16 protein-coding genes, 1 tRNA gene and 1 pseudogene are annotated in these 17,425 nt (G+C 70.9%); 3 read left to right on the forward strand and 15 right to left on the reverse strand.

The features are described from left to right. The first annotated feature begins 8 nt into the window (after positions 1 to 8). On the forward strand, positions 9 to 1,475 hold the full coding sequence (locus tag BEN78_16585; GenBank protein ASR44743.1) for an aldehyde dehydrogenase: 1,467 nt from the start codon (positions 9 to 11) through the stop codon (positions 1,473 to 1,475). A gap of 72 nt (positions 1,476 to 1,547) precedes the next feature. Here the strand turns inward: BEN78_16585 and BEN78_16590 are convergent, their stop codons facing one another. Genes BEN78_16590 through BEN78_16630 form a run of 9 tightly spaced genes read right to left on the reverse strand, consistent with a single transcriptional unit; the run spans position 1,548 to position 9,069 of the window. Continuing rightward, positions 1,548 to 2,156 carry a bifunctional phosphoribosyl-AMP cyclohydrolase/phosphoribosyl-ATP diphosphatase gene (locus BEN78_16590; GenBank protein ASR44744.1) on the reverse strand — a complete coding sequence of 203 codons (609 nt, stop codon included), beginning with the start codon at positions 2,154 to 2,156 and terminating at the stop codon, positions 1,548 to 1,550. A 55-nt stretch (positions 2,157 to 2,211) separates the two neighbouring features. Continuing rightward, positions 2,212 to 2,985, reverse strand: coding sequence for an imidazole glycerol phosphate synthase subunit HisF (locus BEN78_16595; protein ASR44745.1), 774 nt, complete (start codon positions 2,983 to 2,985; stop codon positions 2,212 to 2,214). Beyond that, positions 2,979 to 3,716: a 1-(5-phosphoribosyl)-5-[(5-phosphoribosylamino)methylideneamino]imidazole-4-carboxamide isomerase gene (locus tag BEN78_16600; GenBank protein ID ASR44746.1), complete on the reverse strand. Its 738-nt coding sequence runs from the start codon at positions 3,714 to 3,716 to the stop codon at positions 2,979 to 2,981. The genes BEN78_16595 and BEN78_16600 overlap by 7 nt, the downstream gene beginning before the upstream one ends. After that, positions 3,713 to 4,327: an imidazole glycerol phosphate synthase, glutamine amidotransferase subunit gene (locus BEN78_16605; protein ASR44747.1), complete on the reverse strand. Its 615-nt coding sequence runs from the start codon at positions 4,325 to 4,327 to the stop codon at positions 3,713 to 3,715. Before BEN78_16605 ends, BEN78_16600 begins: the two co-directional genes overlap by 4 nt. After that, positions 4,327 to 5,406, reverse strand: a complete 1,080-nt coding sequence (locus BEN78_16610) for a bifunctional imidazole glycerol-phosphate dehydratase/histidinol phosphatase (protein ID ASR44748.1) — start codon at positions 5,404 to 5,406, stop codon at positions 4,327 to 4,329. Before BEN78_16610 ends, BEN78_16605 begins: the two co-directional genes overlap by 1 nt. Beyond that, positions 5,403 to 6,485, reverse strand: a complete 1,083-nt coding sequence (locus tag BEN78_16615; GenBank protein ASR44749.1) for a histidinol-phosphate transaminase — start codon at positions 6,483 to 6,485, stop codon at positions 5,403 to 5,405. Before BEN78_16615 ends, BEN78_16610 begins: the two co-directional genes overlap by 4 nt. Then, the gene (locus tag BEN78_16620; protein ASR44750.1) at positions 6,482 to 7,819 is read right to left on the reverse strand and encodes a histidinol dehydrogenase; all 1,338 of its coding nucleotides are present in this window, start codon (positions 7,817 to 7,819) and stop codon (positions 6,482 to 6,484) included. Before BEN78_16620 ends, BEN78_16615 begins: the two co-directional genes overlap by 4 nt. Then, a complete protein-coding gene (locus tag BEN78_16625; protein ASR44751.1) occupies positions 7,816 to 8,730 on the reverse strand; it encodes an ATP phosphoribosyltransferase in 915 nt (304 codons plus the stop codon). Before BEN78_16625 ends, BEN78_16620 begins: the two co-directional genes overlap by 4 nt. A 9-nt stretch (positions 8,731 to 8,739) precedes the next feature. Continuing rightward, positions 8,740 to 9,069 (reverse strand): DNA-binding transcriptional regulator, encoded by a 330-nt coding sequence (locus tag BEN78_16630; protein ID ASR44752.1) that lies wholly within the window; start codon positions 9,067 to 9,069, stop codon positions 8,740 to 8,742. A gap of 231 nt (positions 9,070 to 9,300) precedes the next feature. On the opposite strand from BEN78_16630, the gene BEN78_16635 reads away from it, so the two are divergent. After that, positions 9,301 to 9,624 (forward strand): hypothetical protein, encoded by a 324-nt coding sequence (locus tag BEN78_16635; protein ID ASR44753.1) that lies wholly within the window; start codon positions 9,301 to 9,303, stop codon positions 9,622 to 9,624. 81 nt (positions 9,625 to 9,705) lie between these two features. On the opposite strand, the gene BEN78_16640 is transcribed toward BEN78_16635, so the two are convergent. From BEN78_16640 to BEN78_16665, 6 genes and pseudogenes are all read right to left on the reverse strand, one after another. After that, entirely contained in the window at positions 9,706 to 10,068 is a 363-nt protein-coding gene (locus BEN78_16640; protein ID ASR44754.1) for a hypothetical protein, read from the reverse strand. Beyond that, positions 10,065 to 11,981 (reverse strand): histidine ammonia-lyase, encoded by a 1,917-nt coding sequence (locus BEN78_16645; protein ID ASR44755.1) that lies wholly within the window; start codon positions 11,979 to 11,981, stop codon positions 10,065 to 10,067. The genes BEN78_16640 and BEN78_16645 overlap by 4 nt, the downstream gene beginning before the upstream one ends. Further along, positions 11,978 to 12,295, reverse strand: coding sequence for a hypothetical protein (locus tag BEN78_16650; protein ASR44756.1), 318 nt, complete (start codon positions 12,293 to 12,295; stop codon positions 11,978 to 11,980). The genes BEN78_16645 and BEN78_16650 overlap by 4 nt, the downstream gene beginning before the upstream one ends. Next, positions 12,292 to 13,677 (reverse strand): histidine--tRNA ligase, encoded by a 1,386-nt coding sequence (locus BEN78_16655; GenBank protein ID ASR44757.1) that lies wholly within the window; start codon positions 13,675 to 13,677, stop codon positions 12,292 to 12,294. The genes BEN78_16650 and BEN78_16655 overlap by 4 nt, the downstream gene beginning before the upstream one ends. A gap of 39 nt (positions 13,678 to 13,716) precedes the next feature. Further along, a pseudogene (locus BEN78_16660) lies at positions 13,717 to 15,398 on the reverse strand (thiol reductant ABC exporter subunit CydC). Next, positions 15,395 to 17,113: a thiol reductant ABC exporter subunit CydD gene (locus tag BEN78_16665; protein ASR44758.1), complete on the reverse strand. Its 1,719-nt coding sequence runs from the start codon at positions 17,111 to 17,113 to the stop codon at positions 15,395 to 15,397. The pseudogene BEN78_16660 and the gene BEN78_16665 overlap by 4 nt, the downstream one beginning before the upstream one ends. Positions 17,114 to 17,299: 186 nt before the next feature. Between BEN78_16665 and BEN78_16670 the strand changes: the two genes are divergently transcribed. Then, positions 17,300 to 17,376, forward strand: a tRNA-Pro gene (locus tag BEN78_16670). Positions 17,377 to 17,425: the final 49 nt, after the last annotated feature.

The raw sequence follows: 17,425 nt of genomic DNA on the forward strand, positions 1-17,425 counted from the left end.
AGCGCCCAATGGCCAAGCACAAGACCGCCCCCAAGAGCGACGGGCTCGCCCGCCGCTATCCCTACTACCTCGCCAATGTCGCGGTCGCCGCCAACGCCGATCTCGAGGTCCGCGACAAGTACAGCGGCGCCGTCGCCACGCGCGTGGCGATGGGCGATGCTACCGCGATTCGCAAAGCGATCGTCGCCGCGCACAAGGCCCGCGAGACGATGGCCGCCTTTGCGCCCGACCAGCGCCGCGATGTGCTCGAGCACTGCGTGCGCCGGTTCGAGGAACGCGCCGAGGAGCTCGCCCTGGCGCTGTGCATCGAGGCCGGCAAGCCGATCAAGGACGCACGCGGCGAAGTGACGCGCCTGATCGACACCTTCCGCATCGCCGCCGGCGAGGCGACCCGGCTCGACGGCGAGGTCGTCGAGCTGCAGATCTCGCCGCGCACCCGCGGCTATCGCGGCATGGTCAAGCGGGTGCCGGTGGGCGTGTGCAGCTTCATCACGCCGTTCAACTTCCCGTTGAACCTGGTCGCGCACAAGGTCGCGCCGGCGATCGCCGCCGGCTGCCCGTTCGTGCTCAAGCCCGCAGCCAAGACCCCGGTCGGCGCGCTGATCATCGGCGAGATCCTGGCCGAGACCGACCTGCCCAAGGGCGCGTTCTCGGTGATCCCCTGCAGCAACGAGGACGCCGCCGCGCTGACCGAGGACGCACGCATCGCGCTGCTGAGCTTCACCGGCGGCCTGGTGGGCTGGGACCTCAAGGCGCGCGCGGGCAAGAAGAAGGTCGTGCTGGAGCTGGGCGGCAACGCCGCCTGCATCGTCGACGAGGACCCGGGCGCGAGCCTGGACCACGTGGTCGAGCGGCTGGTGTTCGGCGCCTACTACCAGTCCGGGCAGAGCTGCATCGGTGTCCAGCGCATCTATGCGCACCGCACGATCCACGACGCGCTGCGGCGCAAACTCAAGAAGGCCGTCGGCGCACTGCGCATGGGCGACCCGCGCGACGAGGCCACGTTCATTGGCCCGGTGATCGACGCCGACGCGGCCGACCGCATCCAATCGTGGATCGAGGCCGCGCGCAAGGGCGGCGCCAAGGTCATCGCCGGCGGCAAGCGCGAGGGCAATCTGATCCCGGCCACGCTGCTGGAAAAAGTGCCGCGCGATGCCGACCTGCAGCGCAAGGAAGTGTTCGGCCCGGTCGCCTTGCTCGAACCAGTGGACAGTTTCGACGAGGCGATCGCCCGCGTGAACGACAGCGATTTCGGCCTGCAGGCCGGTGTGTTCACCGGCAACCTCGCCCACGCGATGCGCGCCTGGGACCGGATCGAGGCCGGCGGCGTGATCGTTGGGGATGTGCCGAGCTTCCGGGTCGACAACATGCCCTATGGCGGCATCAAGGACTCGGGCATCGGCCGCGAAGGCGTGCGCTATGCGATCCGCGACATGTGCGAGGACCGGCTGCTGGTGATCCGCGACCCGGTGTGAGTCAGCCGTCGCCGCGCCGCCCTTGCTGGACGCTGGCGGCGCACGACATATCGGTAAGCGGGCGCGCCGGCGCTAGCCGCCCCGCGCCATCAGCACGCGCTCGACATCGCGTAGCGACAGTCCGCGCGCGCGCAGCAGCACCAGCAGGTGGTACAGCAGGTCGGCGCTCTCGCCCACCAGGTCGTCGTCGCCCTGCGCAACGGCTGCCAGCGCGGTCTCCACGCCCTCCTCGCCGACCTTCTGCGCGATGCGGCGGATGCCGCCATCGAACAGCCGCGTCGTGTAACTGCCGTCCGGTCGCTCGCGTGCGCGCTGGGCGACGAGCGCATCGAGGTCGGCCAGCACACCGCCCGGGGCGGACGGGAAACAGCTGGGCCGCTGCAGGTGGCAGGTCGGCCCCTGCGGCCGGGCCAGCACCAGCAGCGTGTCGGCGTCGCAGTCGACGTCGATCGCAACCAGGTCGAGCACGTGGCCCGACTGCTCGCCCTTGGTCCACAGCCGTCCCTTGCTGCGGCTGAAGAACGTGACCTTGCCCAGCCGGCGCGTGGCATCGAGCGCATCGCGATCCATGTAGCCGAGCATCAGCACGCGCAACGTGTCGGCGTCCTGGACGATCGCCGGCAACAGGCCATCGCCCTTGTGCCAATCCAGGGTTGCCGGCTCGAAAGGCAGATCGGTCATCGCATCGTCCTGTGGCGCAGGGGGATGGGCGGACTGCGCGCCCTGGTCGCGGCGGTCAGACATCGCGCACCGCCACGCCGGCCGCGCGCAGCTCGCGCTTGAGTTCGGGAATCGCGATGCGGCCACTGTGGAACACACTGGCAGCCAGCGCGCCGTCGACGTCGGCCTGAAGAAACGCATCCACGAAGTGGGTGGTCTCCCCCGCTCCGCCTGAGGCAATCAGCGGCACTTCGCACAGCGCGCGCGCCTGCCGCAGCTGCGCGATGTCGTAGCCGCGGCGCACACCGTCGTTGTCCATGCAGTTGAGCACGATCTCGCCGGCGCCCAGCCGTTGCGCTTCGACGATCCAGTCCAGCGTGCGCACCGCCAGCGCACGGGTGCGGTCCGGATCGCCAGTGTGGCTGCGCACCCGCCATTGCCCATCGGCCTCGCGGATGGAATCGATGCCCACGACCACGCATTGCACGCCGAACGCGTCGGCCAGTTCGGCGATCAGTGCCGGACGCTCGAGCGCCGGGGTGTTGATCGAGATCTTGTCGGCGCCAGCATGCAGCACCGCACGCGCGGTGGCGACGTCGCGGATGCCACCGGCGACGCAGAATGGGATATCGATCAGCCGCGACACCCGCTCGACCCAGCCACGATCGACCGAACGTCCCTGGGGACTGGCAGAAATATCGTAGAACACCAGTTCGTCGGCGCCGGCATCGCGATAGCGCAGCGCCAGTTCGGCGATGTCGCCCATGTCGACGTGATCGCGGAAGCGCACGCCTTTGACCACGCGGCCCTCGCGCACATCCAGGCATGGAATGATCCGCCGGCTCAGCATGCCAGTGCGTCCTGCAGTGCGAAGCGGCCTTCGAGCAGCGCACGGCCGAGCACGATGCCGGCGCAGCCCTGCGCACGCGCCGCGACGATGTCCTCGAGCGCGCGCACGCCGCCCGACGCCTGCACCTGCAGCGCCGGCGCCAGCACGCGCAGGTGGGCGTACAACGCGCTGTTGGACCCCGACAACATGCCGTCGCGGGCGATGTCGGTGCTGAGCAGGTGGCGCAGCCCGGCCTGCGCATAGCGCACCGCCAAAGCGTCGAGGGTGGCCTCGGCGGTCTGCGTCCAGCCGTGCACCGGCAGACGCCAGACCCCGCTGGCATCCTGCCGCGTGTCGAGCGCCACGGTGATGCGCTCGGCACCGAAGCGCTCGATCCAGCCTACCACCGCATCGGCATCGCGCACCGCGAGCGAACCGATGACCACGCGGGCGGCGCCGGCATCGAGGATCCGCGCGACGTCGTCGGCGCTGCGCACGCCGCCGCCGGTCTGCACCTGCAGGCCGGTGGCCACACGGATGCGCGCCAGCAAGGGTGCGAGGGTGAAGCCGCCCGCACGTGCGGCGTCGAGATCGACCAGGTGCAGCCACGTCGCGCCCGCGTCGGCGTAGGCCTGGATCTGGGCCAGTGGATCGTCGCTGTAGCGCGTCTCGCGCGCGTAGTCGCCCTGCGCCAGCCGGACCACGCGACCGTCGCGGATGTCGATGGCGGGATAGACGGTGAAACCGCTCATGCGCGGACTCCAGCAACGAACGATGGGGACAGGAAGTTGCGCAGCAGCTGCGCGCCGACCGCGGCCGAGCGCTCGGGATGGAACTGCGCACCGGCGACCAGGCCCCGCTGCACGGCAGCGGCGAACGGCTGGCCGTGGTCGCAGGAGAGGATGCAGTCATCGGTCACCGGCGCCGCATAGCTGTGTACGAAGAAGGCCTGCGCATCGTCGTCGATGCCGGTACGCAGCGCGCTGTCGGCCTTGGGCTGCAGCCGGTTCCAGCCCATGTGCGGCACCCGGATTCCGGGCCCGCCGTGCAGCCGGGCGACGGTGCCGGGTAGCAGGCCCAGCCCCTCGACATCGCCTTCTTGCGAGCGCTCGAACAGCAGCTGCATACCCACGCAAATACCCAGCAGCGGCCGCTCCAGCGTGCGCAGGACCTCGACCAGATCGAGCGCGCGCAGCCGCGCCATGACCTGCGCCGCGGTACCGACCCCGGGCAGGATCACGCGGTCGGCGCTGCGGATCGCCTCGGCATCGGTGACCAACGCAGCGGTCACACCCAGGCGCTCGAACGCGTAGCGCACCGAGCCGGTGTTGGCGCCGCCGGCATCGACGATCACCACACGCATCACAACACCCCCTTGGTGCTGGGCAGCGCGTCCCCATCACGGCGCACCGCCTGGCCCAGCGCACGGGCGAAGGCTTTGAAGCAGGCTTCGACCTTGTGGTGGTCGTTGTCGCCCTCGACCTTGAGGTGCAGGTTCAATGCCGCCGCGTCGCAGACCGAGCGGAAGAAGTGTTCGACCAGTTCAGTCGGCAGGTCGCCGACGCGCTCGCGCCGGAACGTGCCGTCGAACACCAGGTACGGCCGGCCGCCGAAGTCGAGCGCGGCACTGGCGAGGGTCTCGTCCATCGGCAGCGTGAACCCGTAGCGGGCGATGCCGCGCTTGTCGCCGAGCGCCGCGCGCAGCGCCTGGCCGAGCGCGATGCCGACATCCTCGACCGTGTGGTGCTCGTCGATCTCCAGGTCGCCCTCGGCCTGCACCGTCAGCGCGATGCCGCCGTGCTTGCCGATCTGGTCGAGCATGTGATCGAAGAACGGCAACCCGGTCGCAACGTGCGCATCACGCACGGCATCGAGGTCGAGCTCGACCCGGATACGCGTTTCGCGGGTGTTGCGCACGATACGCGCCTGGCGCGGCGCATCGCTCAGCGCGTGCGCGATGCCGGGCCAGTCCCAGTCGCCGCCGAACTGCGGCGTGCGCAGCTTGAAACCGCGGATGCCCAGGTTGTCGGCGAACTGCAGATCGGTGTCGCGGTCGCCGACCATCGCCGAGGCGTCGAGATCGATGCCGCGGTCGCGCAGGTAGTGCATCACCAGCCCCAGGCCCGGCTTGCGCGTGGGCGCATTGTCGGCCGGCCAACTGCAGTCGATCAGCACCTCGCGGAACACGATGCCCTGGCTCTCGAAGATCTGCAGCATCAGGTCGTTCGGACCGTCGAAACTGGCGCGCGGATAGGCTTCGGTGCCCAGGCCGTCCTGGTTGCTGACGATGACGAACTCGAAGCCCGCATCGCGCAACCGCAGCAGCGCCGGAATCACGCCAGGCACGAAGCGCAGCTTTTCGTAGGCGTCGATCTGGTAGTCGGCCGGCTCCTCGATCAGGGTGCCGTCGCGATCGACGAACAGAATCTTGGTGCCGCTCATGCTGCCACCTCCAGCGCTTGCAGCGCCTGCACCACACGCGCGTTCTGCGCCGGTGTGCCGACTGTGATGCGCAGCGCGTCGTCGAGGCCGGGCGCGGCGCGCTGGTCGCGCACGACGATGCCGGCGGCCAGCAGCGCCGCGAACGCGCGCGACGCATCGGCGAAGCGCACCAGCAGGAAGTTGCCGGCCGACGGATACACCCGGCGCACGCCCGGCGTCGCGGCCAGCGCGGCGGCCAGGGCATCGCGCTCGGCGATTGTCTGTGCCACGCGCGCGCGGGTCTGCGCGAGCGCCGCATCGGCGAGCCCGGCCAGCGCCAGCTCGGCGCAGGGCGTGGGCACCGGATACGGCGCCTGGCAGCGCCGCAGCACCGCGATCAACGCCGGGTCGCCGATCGCCACGCCGATCCGCGCCGCGGCCAGGCCATGCGCCTTCGATAATGTCCGCAGCACCACCAGGTTGGCGTGGGCGTCGAGCCTCGTGGTCGCCGACGGCGCGTCGGCGAACTCCACGTAGGCCTCGTCGACGACGACGACCGCGCGTCCGTCGAGCGCAGTGGCCAGCGCCGCGACATCGGCCAGCGGCACCAGGCCGCCGGTCGGGTTCGACGGCGAGCACAGGAACACCAAGCGCGCCCCACGCGCGAGCGCGGTCTCGCGCACCGCGTCGACATCGAGCACGAAGCCCTCGGCGCCATCGCGCAACGGCACCTCGACGAACGGCGCGCCCTGCAACCGGGCGCTGACCGCGTACATGCCGAACACCGGCGGCGTGGCGAGCACCGCATCGCGCCCGGGCACGCACAACGCACGCACCAGCAGGTCGATCGCCTCGTCGCTGCCGCGGCCGATCAGCAGCCGCGACGCGTCCACGCCGTACAGCGCGGCGAGTCTTGCCTGCAGCGCCGGCGGTTGCGGTGCCGGATAGCGGCGGCACTGGCCGTCGGCATCGCCGGGATTGGCCCACGGCGCCTCGTTGGCATTGAGCCAGACCTCGCCCTCGAGCGCCTGGGTCCGCGCCGAGGCGTAACCTGCGAAGGCGCGCAGGTCGTCGCGCACCAGATCGAGCACCGTGCTCATGCGCCCGCCCTCGCCAGCCGCAACGCGACCGCATTGGCATGCGCGTCCAGGCCCTCGGCACGCGCCAGCGTCACCGCGTCGGGCCCGATCGCACGAATGCCCGCGGCGTCGGCCGATTGCACGCTGACCAGGGTCTGGAAGCTCGACACGCCAACGCCGCTCCAGGCGCGGGCGGCGCCGCCGGTCGGCAGCACGTGGTTGGTGCCGCTGCAGTAATCGCCCAGCGCTTCGGGCGTCCAGTCGCCGAGGAACACCGAGCCGGCGACCTCGACCCGGTCGAGCCAGTCGCGCGGCGCGCGCAGCGCCAGGATCAGGTGCTCGGGCGCATAGCGGTTGCTGATGTCGAATGCGACGTCCAGCGTCGGCACCTGCAGCAACCGCGAGCGCGCCAGCGCCCGGCGCGCGATGTCGGCGCGCGGCAGTGCTTCCAGTTGGGCCGCCAGCTCGACGCGCACGCGACGCAGCAGCGCCTCGTCGTCGCACAGCAGCAGCACCTGCGAGTCGGGTCCGTGTTCGGCCTGCGACAGCAGGTCGGCGGCAATGAACGCCGCGTCGGCGCCCGCATCGGCGATCACCAGCACCTCCGACGGGCCGGCCGGCATGTCGATTGCAACCGTGCCCGACTGCGCCGCCTGTTGCTTGGCTTCGGTGACGAACGCATTGCCCGGCCCGAACAGCTTGTCGCAGGCCGGCACCGAGGTCGTGCCGAAGGCCATCGCGGCGATCGCCTGCGCGCCGCCGAGCTTGAACACCCGGTGCACGCCGGTCAGCCGAGCGGCGACCAGCACCGCCGGATCGGCGCTGCCGTCGGGACGCGGCGGCGTGCACAAAACGACCTCGCGGCAGCCGGCCAGGCGCGCCGGCACGCCGAGCATCAACGCGGTCGATGGCAGCGGCGCGGTGCCCGCCGGCACATACAGCCCCACCCGCGGAATCGGCCGCACGATCCGCGCGCACTCCACGCCATCGGCGGTCTGGACCGCATAGCCGGCGACCCTGCCCGCGGCATGGAAGCGTTCGATTCGTGCGGCGGCGTTGGCCATCGCCTCGCGCAGGCGGGGCGAGACCTCTGCCTCGGCCGCGGCGAATTCGTCGGCCCCGACCTCGAAATCGTCCAGCGCGACGCGGTCGAAGCGCTCGGTCAAAGCGCGCAGTGCGGCGTCGCCACGTGTCCGCACCTCGTCGAGCACGTCGGCGACAGCCGCCCGCGTCTGCGCCGCGACGGTCTGCGTGGGGCGACGCAGCAGTTCGGCCTGGGCCGCGGCGTCCGTGGCCGCCCAGTCGACGATCGCCGGGATCGCGCCGTCCAGCGAGAAAGCATCGGTTGCGTTCATGCCAGCATCCGCTCCACCGGCAGCACCATCAATCCAGCCGCACCGGCCTGCTTGAGCGCCTCGAGCCGCGGCCAGGTCAGCTCGCCATGGCACAGCACCTGCAACGCGACCGTCTCGCGGCCGTCGACCTGCAGCACCGTGGGCGGTTCGGCGTCGGGCAGCAGCTTGAGCAAGGCATCGACGCCGTCGCGGCGCGACTGGAACATCAGCAGGCGGCTGTCGCGCAGCCGCATCACGCCATCGAGCCGGCGCAGCAGCAGGGCGGCGAGATCGCCGCGCACATCGGAGAACGGCTGCACCGGGCCGGCCAGCACCGCCTCGCTGGTCATCAGCGTGACCGCGGGCTTGAGCTGGTTGGCGGTCAGTGTCGCGCCGCTGGACACCAGGTCGCAGATCACGTCGGCCTGGCCCAGTCGCGGTGCGATCTCGACCGAGCCCGACAGCGTGACGATGCTCGCCTGCACCCCCTGCGCGTCGAGCCATTGCTGCAGCAGGCCGGGGTAGCTGGTCGCGATGCGGCTGCCCTGCAACTGCGCCGGCCCCGACCAGTCCTGCGACTCGGGAATCGCGATGTCGAGCCGGCAGCCGCCGAAGCCGAGCGCACGGACCGCCTTGGAGACCTGCGGCAGGCCACGCAATGCGCGATCGGCCGCGACCTCGTCGAGCACATTGCGGCCGACGATGCCGTAATCGCAGACGCCGTCGGCGAGCAGCCCCGGGATGTCATCGTCGCGGACCAGCAACAGGTCGACCGGCAGCGTCTCGCCGTAGCAGAACAACTTGTCGCGGCTCTCGCGCCACGACAGACCGCACGACGCGAGCAGCCCGCGGGCAGGCTCGCTGAGCCGGCCGGATTTCTGGATCGCGATACGCAGGCGGTCGCGCGCGGCGCCGCCGGTGACAGGACTCATGGGGGAACCTCAGTGGGAATCGGTGGACGCAGTTCGCGCCACACGGCGCGCGGCGATCGCATAGCCGCCGGCGCCGCGGTCGAGCGTGCGCGCGACGCGGCCGACGGTGGTCACGCTGACGCCGGTGCGCTCGTGGATCTCGCGATACGGCACGCCCTGCTGCAGCAGCGGCACGACCCGCCAACGGTCGACCAGGGCCTCGAGCTCGGCCGGCGTGCACAGGTCGTCGAGGAACCGCGCGACCTCGTCGGCGGTCTTCAACGCCGCAAATGCGCGGGCCAGCGCCTGCAGTGAGGCGCTGGCTTCGTGGTCAGGCAGGGGTTCGGGGCGTTGCTTCACGGACGTCGGGACGTATCAATGTAATAGCGTGCTATCACATTACGCCTTTCCGACCTGAAGTCAACCGGGACAGCGAGGCCGTACAGCGACGGTGCAAGCGCTCGCCGACGTGCGTGTCGCAGTGGTCCTACCAGGCGGTCCGCGCTGTCGTCGACTGGATTGCAGCGTTCCACCGCCCTCGCCAGCCGATCCGCGAAGATCCCGCGTCGGCCTTCCAGATCCGGGGAATCCATGCGCGAACGACTGCAGGCCCTGCTCGATGCCGGGCGCGATGACGCGCTGCTGCGCTTCGGGCTGGGCAACGCCTGCCTGCAGGCAGGCGACCCGGCCTCGGCCGCGACCCATCTGGCCGCCACCACCCAACACGATCCGGACTACTCGGCCGCGTGGAAACTGCTCGGCAAAGCGTTGCTGACGCTGGGACGCGACGCGGATGCCGAAGCGGCCTGGCGCGCCGGACTCGACGCCGCATCGCGCCGCGGAGACGTCCAGTCGTCCAAAGAGATGATGGTGTTCCTGCGGCGGATCGAGCGCGCACGGCATTCAAAGCCCTGATCGCCGACCCAAAACAAAACCGGGGTCAGAGTGGATTTCTTCGCAGAAATCCACTCTGACCCCGGTTCTTTGAGAGGGGTGTCAGTCGGCGCGCGTGCGTGCCTGCATGCCCAGCCAGGCCAGTGCGACGCCCGAGAACGCGGCCAGTGAGGACATGAACACGCGGGTGGCGAGGAAGTCGGGATCGTGGATCTTCTGCAGCGCGATGCGCGCGTAGACCGGCGACTCGAGCTTGACCACGCCCATGTAGAACAGGTGCCAGGCGTCGATCCCGACCGCGATCGCGAGCGCGCCCAGGCAACCCCAACCGATCGAATGCCCGTGCGCCCAGCGGTAGCGCGCGCCGAGCCAATGGAACAGCAGGTAGCACAGCGCGCCGACCGCCATCGCGATCAGCGCGGCCTCCAGCACCCCCAGCCAGCCGAAATGCAGCGGCAGGTTCACGCCGCAGGTCCGGTGGTCGGCACCCGCCAGCGCGGCAGCACCGCCAGCAGCGCGCCGTCGGCGACCAGGCGCACCGCCGCGGCGACCTCGCCATCGAGCGCGCGGTCGCGGTCGAGGAACGGGATCGTCTCGCGGATGCGCGCATGTGCCTGGGCGACGATCGCCCCCGGATGGAACGGCGCGCACGCGGCGAGTTCGACGCGCAGCGCCTCGACCTCGTCGAGAAAGCCGGCGTGCGTCGCGCGGTCCTGCGCCGGGCCGCCCTGCACCTTCGTCGCCAGCGCCTGGGCATCGGCCCGGCGCGCGAGGTCGCGCGCGGCGTTGATCATGTCCACCCGCAGGTCCAGCGCCTGCGCCGCGGTGTAGAGCTCGAGCGCGAGTACCTTGCCCAGGTCGTCGGCCATCGCCAGCACGTGACGCGCTTCGTTGGTGCCCATCGAGACATGGTCTTCGGCGTTGGCGCTGGTCGGCACCGAATACACGCTCGCCGGGTGCGCGCGGGTGGCTAGGTCGTTGACCAGCGCCGCCGCGGTGTACTGCACGATCATGAAGCCCGATTCGGTGGCGTCCTCGTTGCCGATCAGGAACGCCGGCAGCCCGTCGTTGGTCGCCGGGTCGACGAGCTTGGCCAAGCGGCGCTCGGAGATCGACGCCAGCACCGGGATCGCCGCCTTGACGTAGCTCATCGCCAGCGCCAGCGGCATGCCGTGGAAATGGCCGGCCGAGATCACCTGCTGCTCGACGTGCTCGGCTTCGCGACCCGGGAACACCAGCGGGTTGTCGGTGACCGCATTGAGCTCGACGTCGAACACGCGCTTGGCCTGCTCGACCGCGTCGCGCACCGCGCCGTGCACCTGCGGGATGCAGCGCAACGAATAGGCGTCCTGCGGCTGGTGCTTCTTGCCGCCGCGGAATGGCCGGAAGCGCGCGTAGAACTTCTCGCGACCATGGCGCTGATCGCTCGGCACCCAGTCCCAGCCGATGTCGAAGCGCAGCGCCTGGGCCTGCGTGGTGTCCCAGCTCGACGGCAGCCACGGTCGGAACTTCGGCACCAGGTGGTAGGCGATGTCGGCCAGCGTCGAGCCGTCGAGCAGCTCGCGCAGGTGCGCGGCGACTTCGACTTGCCCGGGGTGCGGACGCAGCGCATGGACATCGGCGTCGAACGCACCGAGCCGACCGGCGAAGGCATCGATGGTCATCGCTGCGGCAAGGTCGGCGGTGTCGAGCAGCGCATCGAGCCGGTGCAGCGCCAGCACACCGGTGGCGAGCATCTGTGCGGTGCCGTTGTTGAGCGCCAGGCCCTCCTTGTACGACAGCGTGACCGGCGCCAGGCCGGCGCGCCGCAGCGCCTCGGCACCGGACATGCGCTCGCCCTCGAAGAACGCCTCGCCGCCGCCCAGCAGCACGATCGCCAGGTGCGAAAGCGGTGCCAGATCGCCCGAGGCGCCGACCGAGCCGAGCCCCGGGACCACTGGCACGACGCCGGCGTTGAGCAGGTCGGCCAGCGCCTGCAGCGTCGCCACGCGGATGCCCGAGTGGCCCTTAAGCAGTGTGTTGATGCGGATGCACAGCATCGCGCGCACCACCTCCGGCGCCAACGGCTCGCCGACGCAGACTGCATGGGTGACGATGAGGTTGTGCTGCAGTTCCTCGTGCAACGCACGGCCCGAGGGCGTGGCACCCGGCAAGTCGTCGCGTAGCGGGCGCGCCCCGAGCAGGCGATCGGCATTGCTGCCAAAGCCGGTGGAGACGCCGTAGATCGGTTCTTCGCGGCGCACCTGCTCGGCGAGGAACTCGGCCGCCTGCGCCACCGCGCGCAGTGCCTGGTCGTCGAGTTCGACCGGCGCACCGTGGGCAACAATCACCAATTGCGCGCGGGTCAGCGAACGGCCGTCGAGGCGGATGGCTTTCATCGGGTGGACTCCATGCAGGTCACCGTCGTGGCGACGTGGGCGGCCGGGCATTCCCCCAAGACACTGCCGCGGATGCCGAGTGACGAGGTCACAGTCTCGTCGAGGCGATGGCCGCCCCGACAGCGGCGCTCAGCCTCGGCAGTGATATCGGCCAGCATATCGGTCACGTCGCCGGATGCCGCGCACTGGACACTCTCGACGCGATAGATGCCGGGCGACACACGCTCGAACCGGGTGCCGAACGGCGAGCAGGCAGCCAGCGACAGAATGGTCGGCAGCGACAGGGCCGCAGGCGCCAGCGACCGCAAGTTCATCGCATCGCCTGCCACTGCTCCCGCTCGACCAGCAATGTGCGCGGCAGGTCGTCGTCGGTGACCTCGAACTGCTCGCCGCGGCGCAGGTCCTTGACCGCGACCACGCCGCGCGCCGCTTCCTCGTCGCCGCGGATCACCACGAAGCGGATGCCGGCGCGATCGGCATACTGCATCTGCTTGGCGAGCTTGCGCGGCTCGAGCTGGGTCTCGACGTTGAGTCCGGCGCTGCGCAGGCGCTGCGACAGCGCGAGCGCCGACGGCAGGCCGGCATCGTCGAACAGCGTCACCAGCACATCGACCGAGCTGTCGGCGGTGCGCACCAGGCCCGCCTCGCGCAACTGCCAGAACAGTCGGGTCAGGCCGATCGAAATGCCCACGCCCGGCAGCTTGGACTTGGTGTAGTGGCTGGCGAGGTTGTCGTAGCGTCCGCCCGAGCAGATCGAACCGATCTGCGGATGCGCGTCGAGCACGGTCTCGTAGACCATGCCGGTGTAGTAATCCAGGCCGCGCGCGATCGACAGATTCAGCGCGTAACGCGACTCGGGCACGCCGAGCGCACGCAACTGGCTCAGCAGCGCGCGCAGTTCGTCACGCCCCTCCTCGAACAGCGCCGTACCGGCGCCGAGCGCATCGAGCTTGGCCAGCGCATCGTCGTGCCCGGTCGAACGCACGCGCGAGAACGCCAGCAGGCGTTCGGCGACGTCGTCCGACAGGCCGAACGCCTCGCCAGTCAGCGTCGCGCGCACTGCGTCCTCGCCGCGTTTGTCGAGCTTGTCGATTTCGCGCAGCACGGTCATCTGCTGCGCATCGTCGATGCCCTGCCCTTCGAAGTAGCCGCGCAGCAGCTTGCGATGGTTGAGCTGGATCGTGAACTCGCCGATGTCGAGCGCGGCGAACACCGCGCTGATCACCGCCGGCACCTCGGCGTCGTAGCGCGGCGACAGCGTGTCCTTGCCGATCACGTCGATGTCGCACTGGTAGAACTCGCGGAAGCGTCCGCGCTGAGCGCGCTCGCCGCGGTAGACGCGCTGCATCTGGTAACGGCGGAACGGGAATGCCAGGTCGTGCTCGTGCTCGGCGACGTAGCGCGCCAGCGGCACGGTCAGATCGAAGCGCAGCGCCAGTTCCGGCAGGCCGTCGGCCTGGCCGCCTTCCGCCGATTTGGCCAGCGCCCCGGTCGACTGCACGAAATAGACCTGCCGCTCGGTCTCGCCGCCCGACTTGGTCAGCAGCGTCTCCGACAGTTCGAACACCGGCGTCTCGATCGGCAGGAACCCGAAGCCTTCGAACGTGCGGCGGATCGTGTCCAGCATGCGCTGGAACGCGATCTGGTCGCGCGGCAACAGTTCCATGACGCCGGGCGGGGTCCGGGGCTTGATCATGCGGGCAGCTCGTCGGTGATGCGGAGGAAGACCGCCATTCTAGGGCGTGTCGGCATGCAGGTGCCCGTCGCGCAGCCACAGGTGGCGGTCCGCCAGCCCCGGCGGCACCGCGCCGTGGGTGATCAGCAGCAGGCTGCGGCCATCGAGCAGGTCGGGCAATTCGCGCAGCAGCGCGTCGGCGGTGTCGTGATCCAGGCCCTCGGTGGGTTCATCGAGCACCACCAGCGCGGCATCGCGCAACAGCGCTCGGGCCAGCGCCAATCGCCGCGCCTGCCCCCGGACATCGTGATGCCGGCCTCGCCGACCCAGGCATCGAGCCCGCCCAGCGCCCGCGCCCAGTCGGCCAGCCGCACCCGCGCCAGCATCGCCCACAGCTGCGCGTCATCGGCCTGCGGCGCGCCAAACACCAGGTTGTCGCGCACGCTGCCGGCGAACACCGGGGCGTTCTGCGGCAACCAGGCGATCCGTGCGAACCAGTCGCGCTGACGGACGGCGCGCAGGTCGACCCCGCCGAACGACAGCGTGCCCGCGTCGGGCTCGGCACTGCGCAGCAGCAACGCCGCCAGCGTGGACTTGCCGCCGCCGCTGTCGCCACCGATCGTCACGCGTTCGCCCGGCGCGATCGAAAGCGTCAGGCCACGCAGCACCGGCCGGTCCTGGCCAGGCCAGGCGAAGGTCACGTTATCGAAACGCAGCGCCCCGGCGGCCGGTAAGGCCACCGGCGCTGGGGGATCGACGACCGTCGGCTCGGTACCGGCCACCGCGTCGAGACGCGCAATCGATGCACGCGCGGCCAGCAGCGCTTGCCAGGCCAGTCCGGCCCCCGCCCAGGCCTCGAACAACCCGATCGCGAGAAAGAACAGCGCCGCCGCGTGTGCGGGAGGCAACGCCCCGCCCAGCGCCGAGGCGCCGACGATCCACAGCGTGCCGACCAGGCCGACGCCGGTCGCCAGGCCATGCCACAGGCCGCCATCGGCCAACTGCCGTCGGCGCACGCGCTCGGCATCGCCCACGGCCTGCGCGTCGGCGTCGACGCGGGCCAGCCAGCCATCGGCCACGCCCAGCGCCGCCAGGTCGGCCTGACCGTCGTAGAGCTCGTGCAGGCGGGCGCGCAGTTCGGCACGGCGCCGGGCCCGCTCAGCCTCGGCGGCCGAGCGCCCGCGGGCGACCAGCCAGGGCACGCCGAGCCCGGTCGCCAGCGCGACCAGCGCCAGCCAGGCCGCGGTCGGCGGGTGCAGCCAGGCGGCAATGCCCAGGCCTGCGACGCCCAGTGCGAGCAGGGCCAGCAGCGGGCCGGTCGCGCGCAGCAACAGGCCATCCACCGCGTCGATGTCGCCCAGCAGTCGCGCCAGCAGATCGCCGGTGCGCAGCCGCCCCAACTGGCCGGGCGTGAGCCGCAGCGCGCGCGCAAAGAACCAGCTGCGCAAGTCGCGGGCGATGCGCAACATCGCGTCGTGGCCGGCGAGCTTTTCGACATAGCGCGAGGCGATGCGCGCGAAGGTCAGCGCCCGGATGCCGGCCGATGGAGTGAAGAAATTGAAACTGCCCAGCGTGCCGAAGGTCAGCGCACTGGCGGCGATGAACCCACCCGACAACCCCAGCAGTGCGACGCCGGACACCAGCGTCAGCGCCAGCAGGCCGATCGCCGCGGCCACGCGCCCGCGATGTCGGCGCAGTAGCGAGCGGGTGCTGGCGATGTCGCGATCGAAGGCCGCACTCATCGCGCCGCCTCCACGGTGGGCTCGACCGGGGCCGCCGACGGCCCGGGCAAGCGCCAGACCGCATCGGCCCAGTCCATCACCGCCTGACTGTGCGTGGCGACGATGACCGTGCAGTCGCGCAGCGAGGTGCCGAGTGCGGCGAGCAGGTCGGCTTCGGTCGCAGGGTCGAGAAACGCCGTTGGTTCGTCGAGCAACAGCAATTGCGGGCGCAGCAGCAATGCGCGCGCCAGCGCCACGCGGCGCGCCTGCCCGCCCGACAACCCGAAACCGTGCTCGCCGATCGGCGTGTCGAGGCCCTCGGGCAGGTGCGCGGCAAACCGTGTGACCTGCGCGATCTGCGCCGCCTCACGCACCGCAGCCTCGTCGGCCTGCGGCGCGCCGATGCGCAGGTTGTCGCGCAGGCTGCCCTGGAACAGCCACGGCCGCTGCCCGGCCAAGGCGATCGTCGTGCCGGGAGGCACATGGATACACCCGGATTCCGGCGGCAACCAGCCAGCGAGCGCATCGAGCAGCGTGCTCTTGCCGCCACCGCTGGGCGCCACGATCGCCAGGCGCTGCCCGGCCGGGATGTCGCGCGAGGCGCCGGCCAGGGCCGGCACCGCGGCGCCGGGATGACGCAGCGTGACCGCCTCGATCCGCACCGCCGGCGCACCGGTCGCATTCGGTGCCGGGTCGGCCGCCGGCACTGCATCGAGCGCGGGGCGGCTGTCGTCGAACGCGGCCTCGACCTCGGCGACCGCGGCCAGCGCGTTCGCGCGATCGTGGTAATACCCGGCCAGTCGACGCATCGGCCCGTGGAACTCCGGTGCCAGCAGCAGGCAGAACAGGCCGGTCGCCAGTGTCGGGGCCGGGTCGCGCAACGCGATCAGCCCCAGATAACTGAAGCCGAAGTACAGCGCCACCAGTGCGACGCTGACCGAGGCGAAGAACTCGAGCACGGTCGAGGACAGAAAGGCGATGCGCAGCACGCGCATGCTGCGCACGCGGATGGTTTCGGTGGCCTCGCCCACCTGCGCCAGCTCCGCTTCGCCTCGGCCGTAGACGCGGATCAGGTCGAGCCCACGCAAGCGATCGGTGAAATGCGCACCGGCCCTGGCAAGCGCCGAGAGCTGCGCGCGGCCGGCGGCCTCGGCGCGCATGCCGATCAACGCCATGAAGAACGGCGCCAAGGGCGCAGCCGCCAACAGCAGCAGACCGACGATCCAGTCGGCGGCGAACACCGCCACCAGCAGCACCGGCGGCACCAGCATCACCTCGGCACGCGCGAGCAGGTAGCCGCCGAAGTACGGCGCGGCGGCATCGACATGGCCGGTCGACAGCGCGACCAATTCGCCGCTGCGCCGCCCGCGCAGCCACACCGGACCGCGCGCGATCGCCGCACGTGCCAGCCCCACGCGCATGCGCGCCAGTGTGTCCTCGACCGCATCGGCGGCCGCGCGCTGCCCGATCCAGCCCAGCAGCGTGCGCGCCAACAACGTGACCGCCAGCAGCGCGAGCGGCGCATGCAGCGCGCCTGGCCCCCGCCCGTCGATCAATGCCGCGTCCAGCCCCCAGGCGATCGCCGCGGCCTGCGGCACCAGCAGCCAGCCGGCGAGCACCTGGCTGGCCTGGGCCACGCGGTGACGCGACCGGCTCGGCACCAGTTGCGCATCGAGCCATTGCAGGCGAAGACGACGAGGACCGGTGCGGTCCTTTCCTTGCGGCGGCGAGGTCATGAAATCAGAAACATCCAGCAGCGGATGACGGCGACCCCATTGTCGGTATCGCGTCGTGCCCGCTATTATCGCAGCCCGCCGCGCCGACGACGCGACCGCCCTCCACCAGGAGGCCGATCGCCCCCGTCGAACACGACCCCCTTGCCCTGATGACGGGTGCATCGGTAGAATGCGCGGCTCACCTGTCGGGGTGTAGCTCAGTCTGGTAGAGCGCTACGTTCGGGACGTAGAGGTCGCAGGTTCGAATCCTGTCTCCCCGACCAATCTGGTGATCCGAAACCGGCCCTTGCGCCGGTTTTCGTCTATTACGGC

It is taken from the genome of Xanthomonas citri pv. mangiferaeindicae (assembly GCA_002240395.1).
GTDB classification, from domain to species: domain Bacteria; phylum Pseudomonadota; class Gammaproteobacteria; order Xanthomonadales; family Xanthomonadaceae; genus Luteimonas; species Luteimonas citri_A.

Bases quoted from the DNA above. Each gene is read 5' to 3' on its own strand.
- BEN78_16585 (ASR44743.1), top strand. From the start codon at position 9: ATGGCCAAGCACAAGACCGCCCCCAAGAGCGACGGGCTCGCCCGCCGC.
- BEN78_16590 (ASR44744.1), bottom strand. From the start codon at position 2,156: ATGACCGATCTGCCTTTCGAGCCGGCAACCCTGGATTGGCACAAGGGC.
- BEN78_16595 (ASR44745.1), bottom strand. From the start codon at position 2,985: ATGCTGAGCCGGCGGATCATTCCATGCCTGGATGTGCGCGAGGGCCGC.
- BEN78_16600 (ASR44746.1), bottom strand. From the start codon at position 3,716: ATGAGCGGTTTCACCGTCTATCCCGCCATCGACATCCGCGACGGTCGC.
- BEN78_16605 (ASR44747.1), bottom strand. From the start codon at position 4,327: ATGCGTGTGGTGATCGTCGATGCCGGCGGCGCCAACACCGGCTCGGTG.
- BEN78_16610 (ASR44748.1), bottom strand. From the start codon at position 5,406: ATGAGCGGCACCAAGATTCTGTTCGTCGATCGCGACGGCACCCTGATC.
- BEN78_16615 (ASR44749.1), bottom strand. From the start codon at position 6,485: ATGAGCACGGTGCTCGATCTGGTGCGCGACGACCTGCGCGCCTTCGCA.
- BEN78_16620 (ASR44750.1), bottom strand. From the start codon at position 7,819: ATGAACGCAACCGATGCTTTCTCGCTGGACGGCGCGATCCCGGCGATC.
- BEN78_16625 (ASR44751.1), bottom strand. From the start codon at position 8,730: ATGAGTCCTGTCACCGGCGGCGCCGCGCGCGACCGCCTGCGTATCGCG.
- BEN78_16635 (ASR44753.1), top strand. From the start codon at position 9,301: ATGCGCGAACGACTGCAGGCCCTGCTCGATGCCGGGCGCGATGACGCG.
- BEN78_16645 (ASR44755.1), bottom strand. From the start codon at position 11,981: ATGAAAGCCATCCGCCTCGACGGCCGTTCGCTGACCCGCGCGCAATTG.
- BEN78_16650 (ASR44756.1), bottom strand. From the start codon at position 12,295: ATGAACTTGCGGTCGCTGGCGCCTGCGGCCCTGTCGCTGCCGACCATT.
- BEN78_16655 (ASR44757.1), bottom strand. From the start codon at position 13,677: ATGATCAAGCCCCGGACCCCGCCCGGCGTCATGGAACTGTTGCCGCGC.
- BEN78_16665 (ASR44758.1), bottom strand. From the start codon at position 17,113: ATGACCTCGCCGCCGCAAGGAAAGGACCGCACCGGTCCTCGTCGTCTT.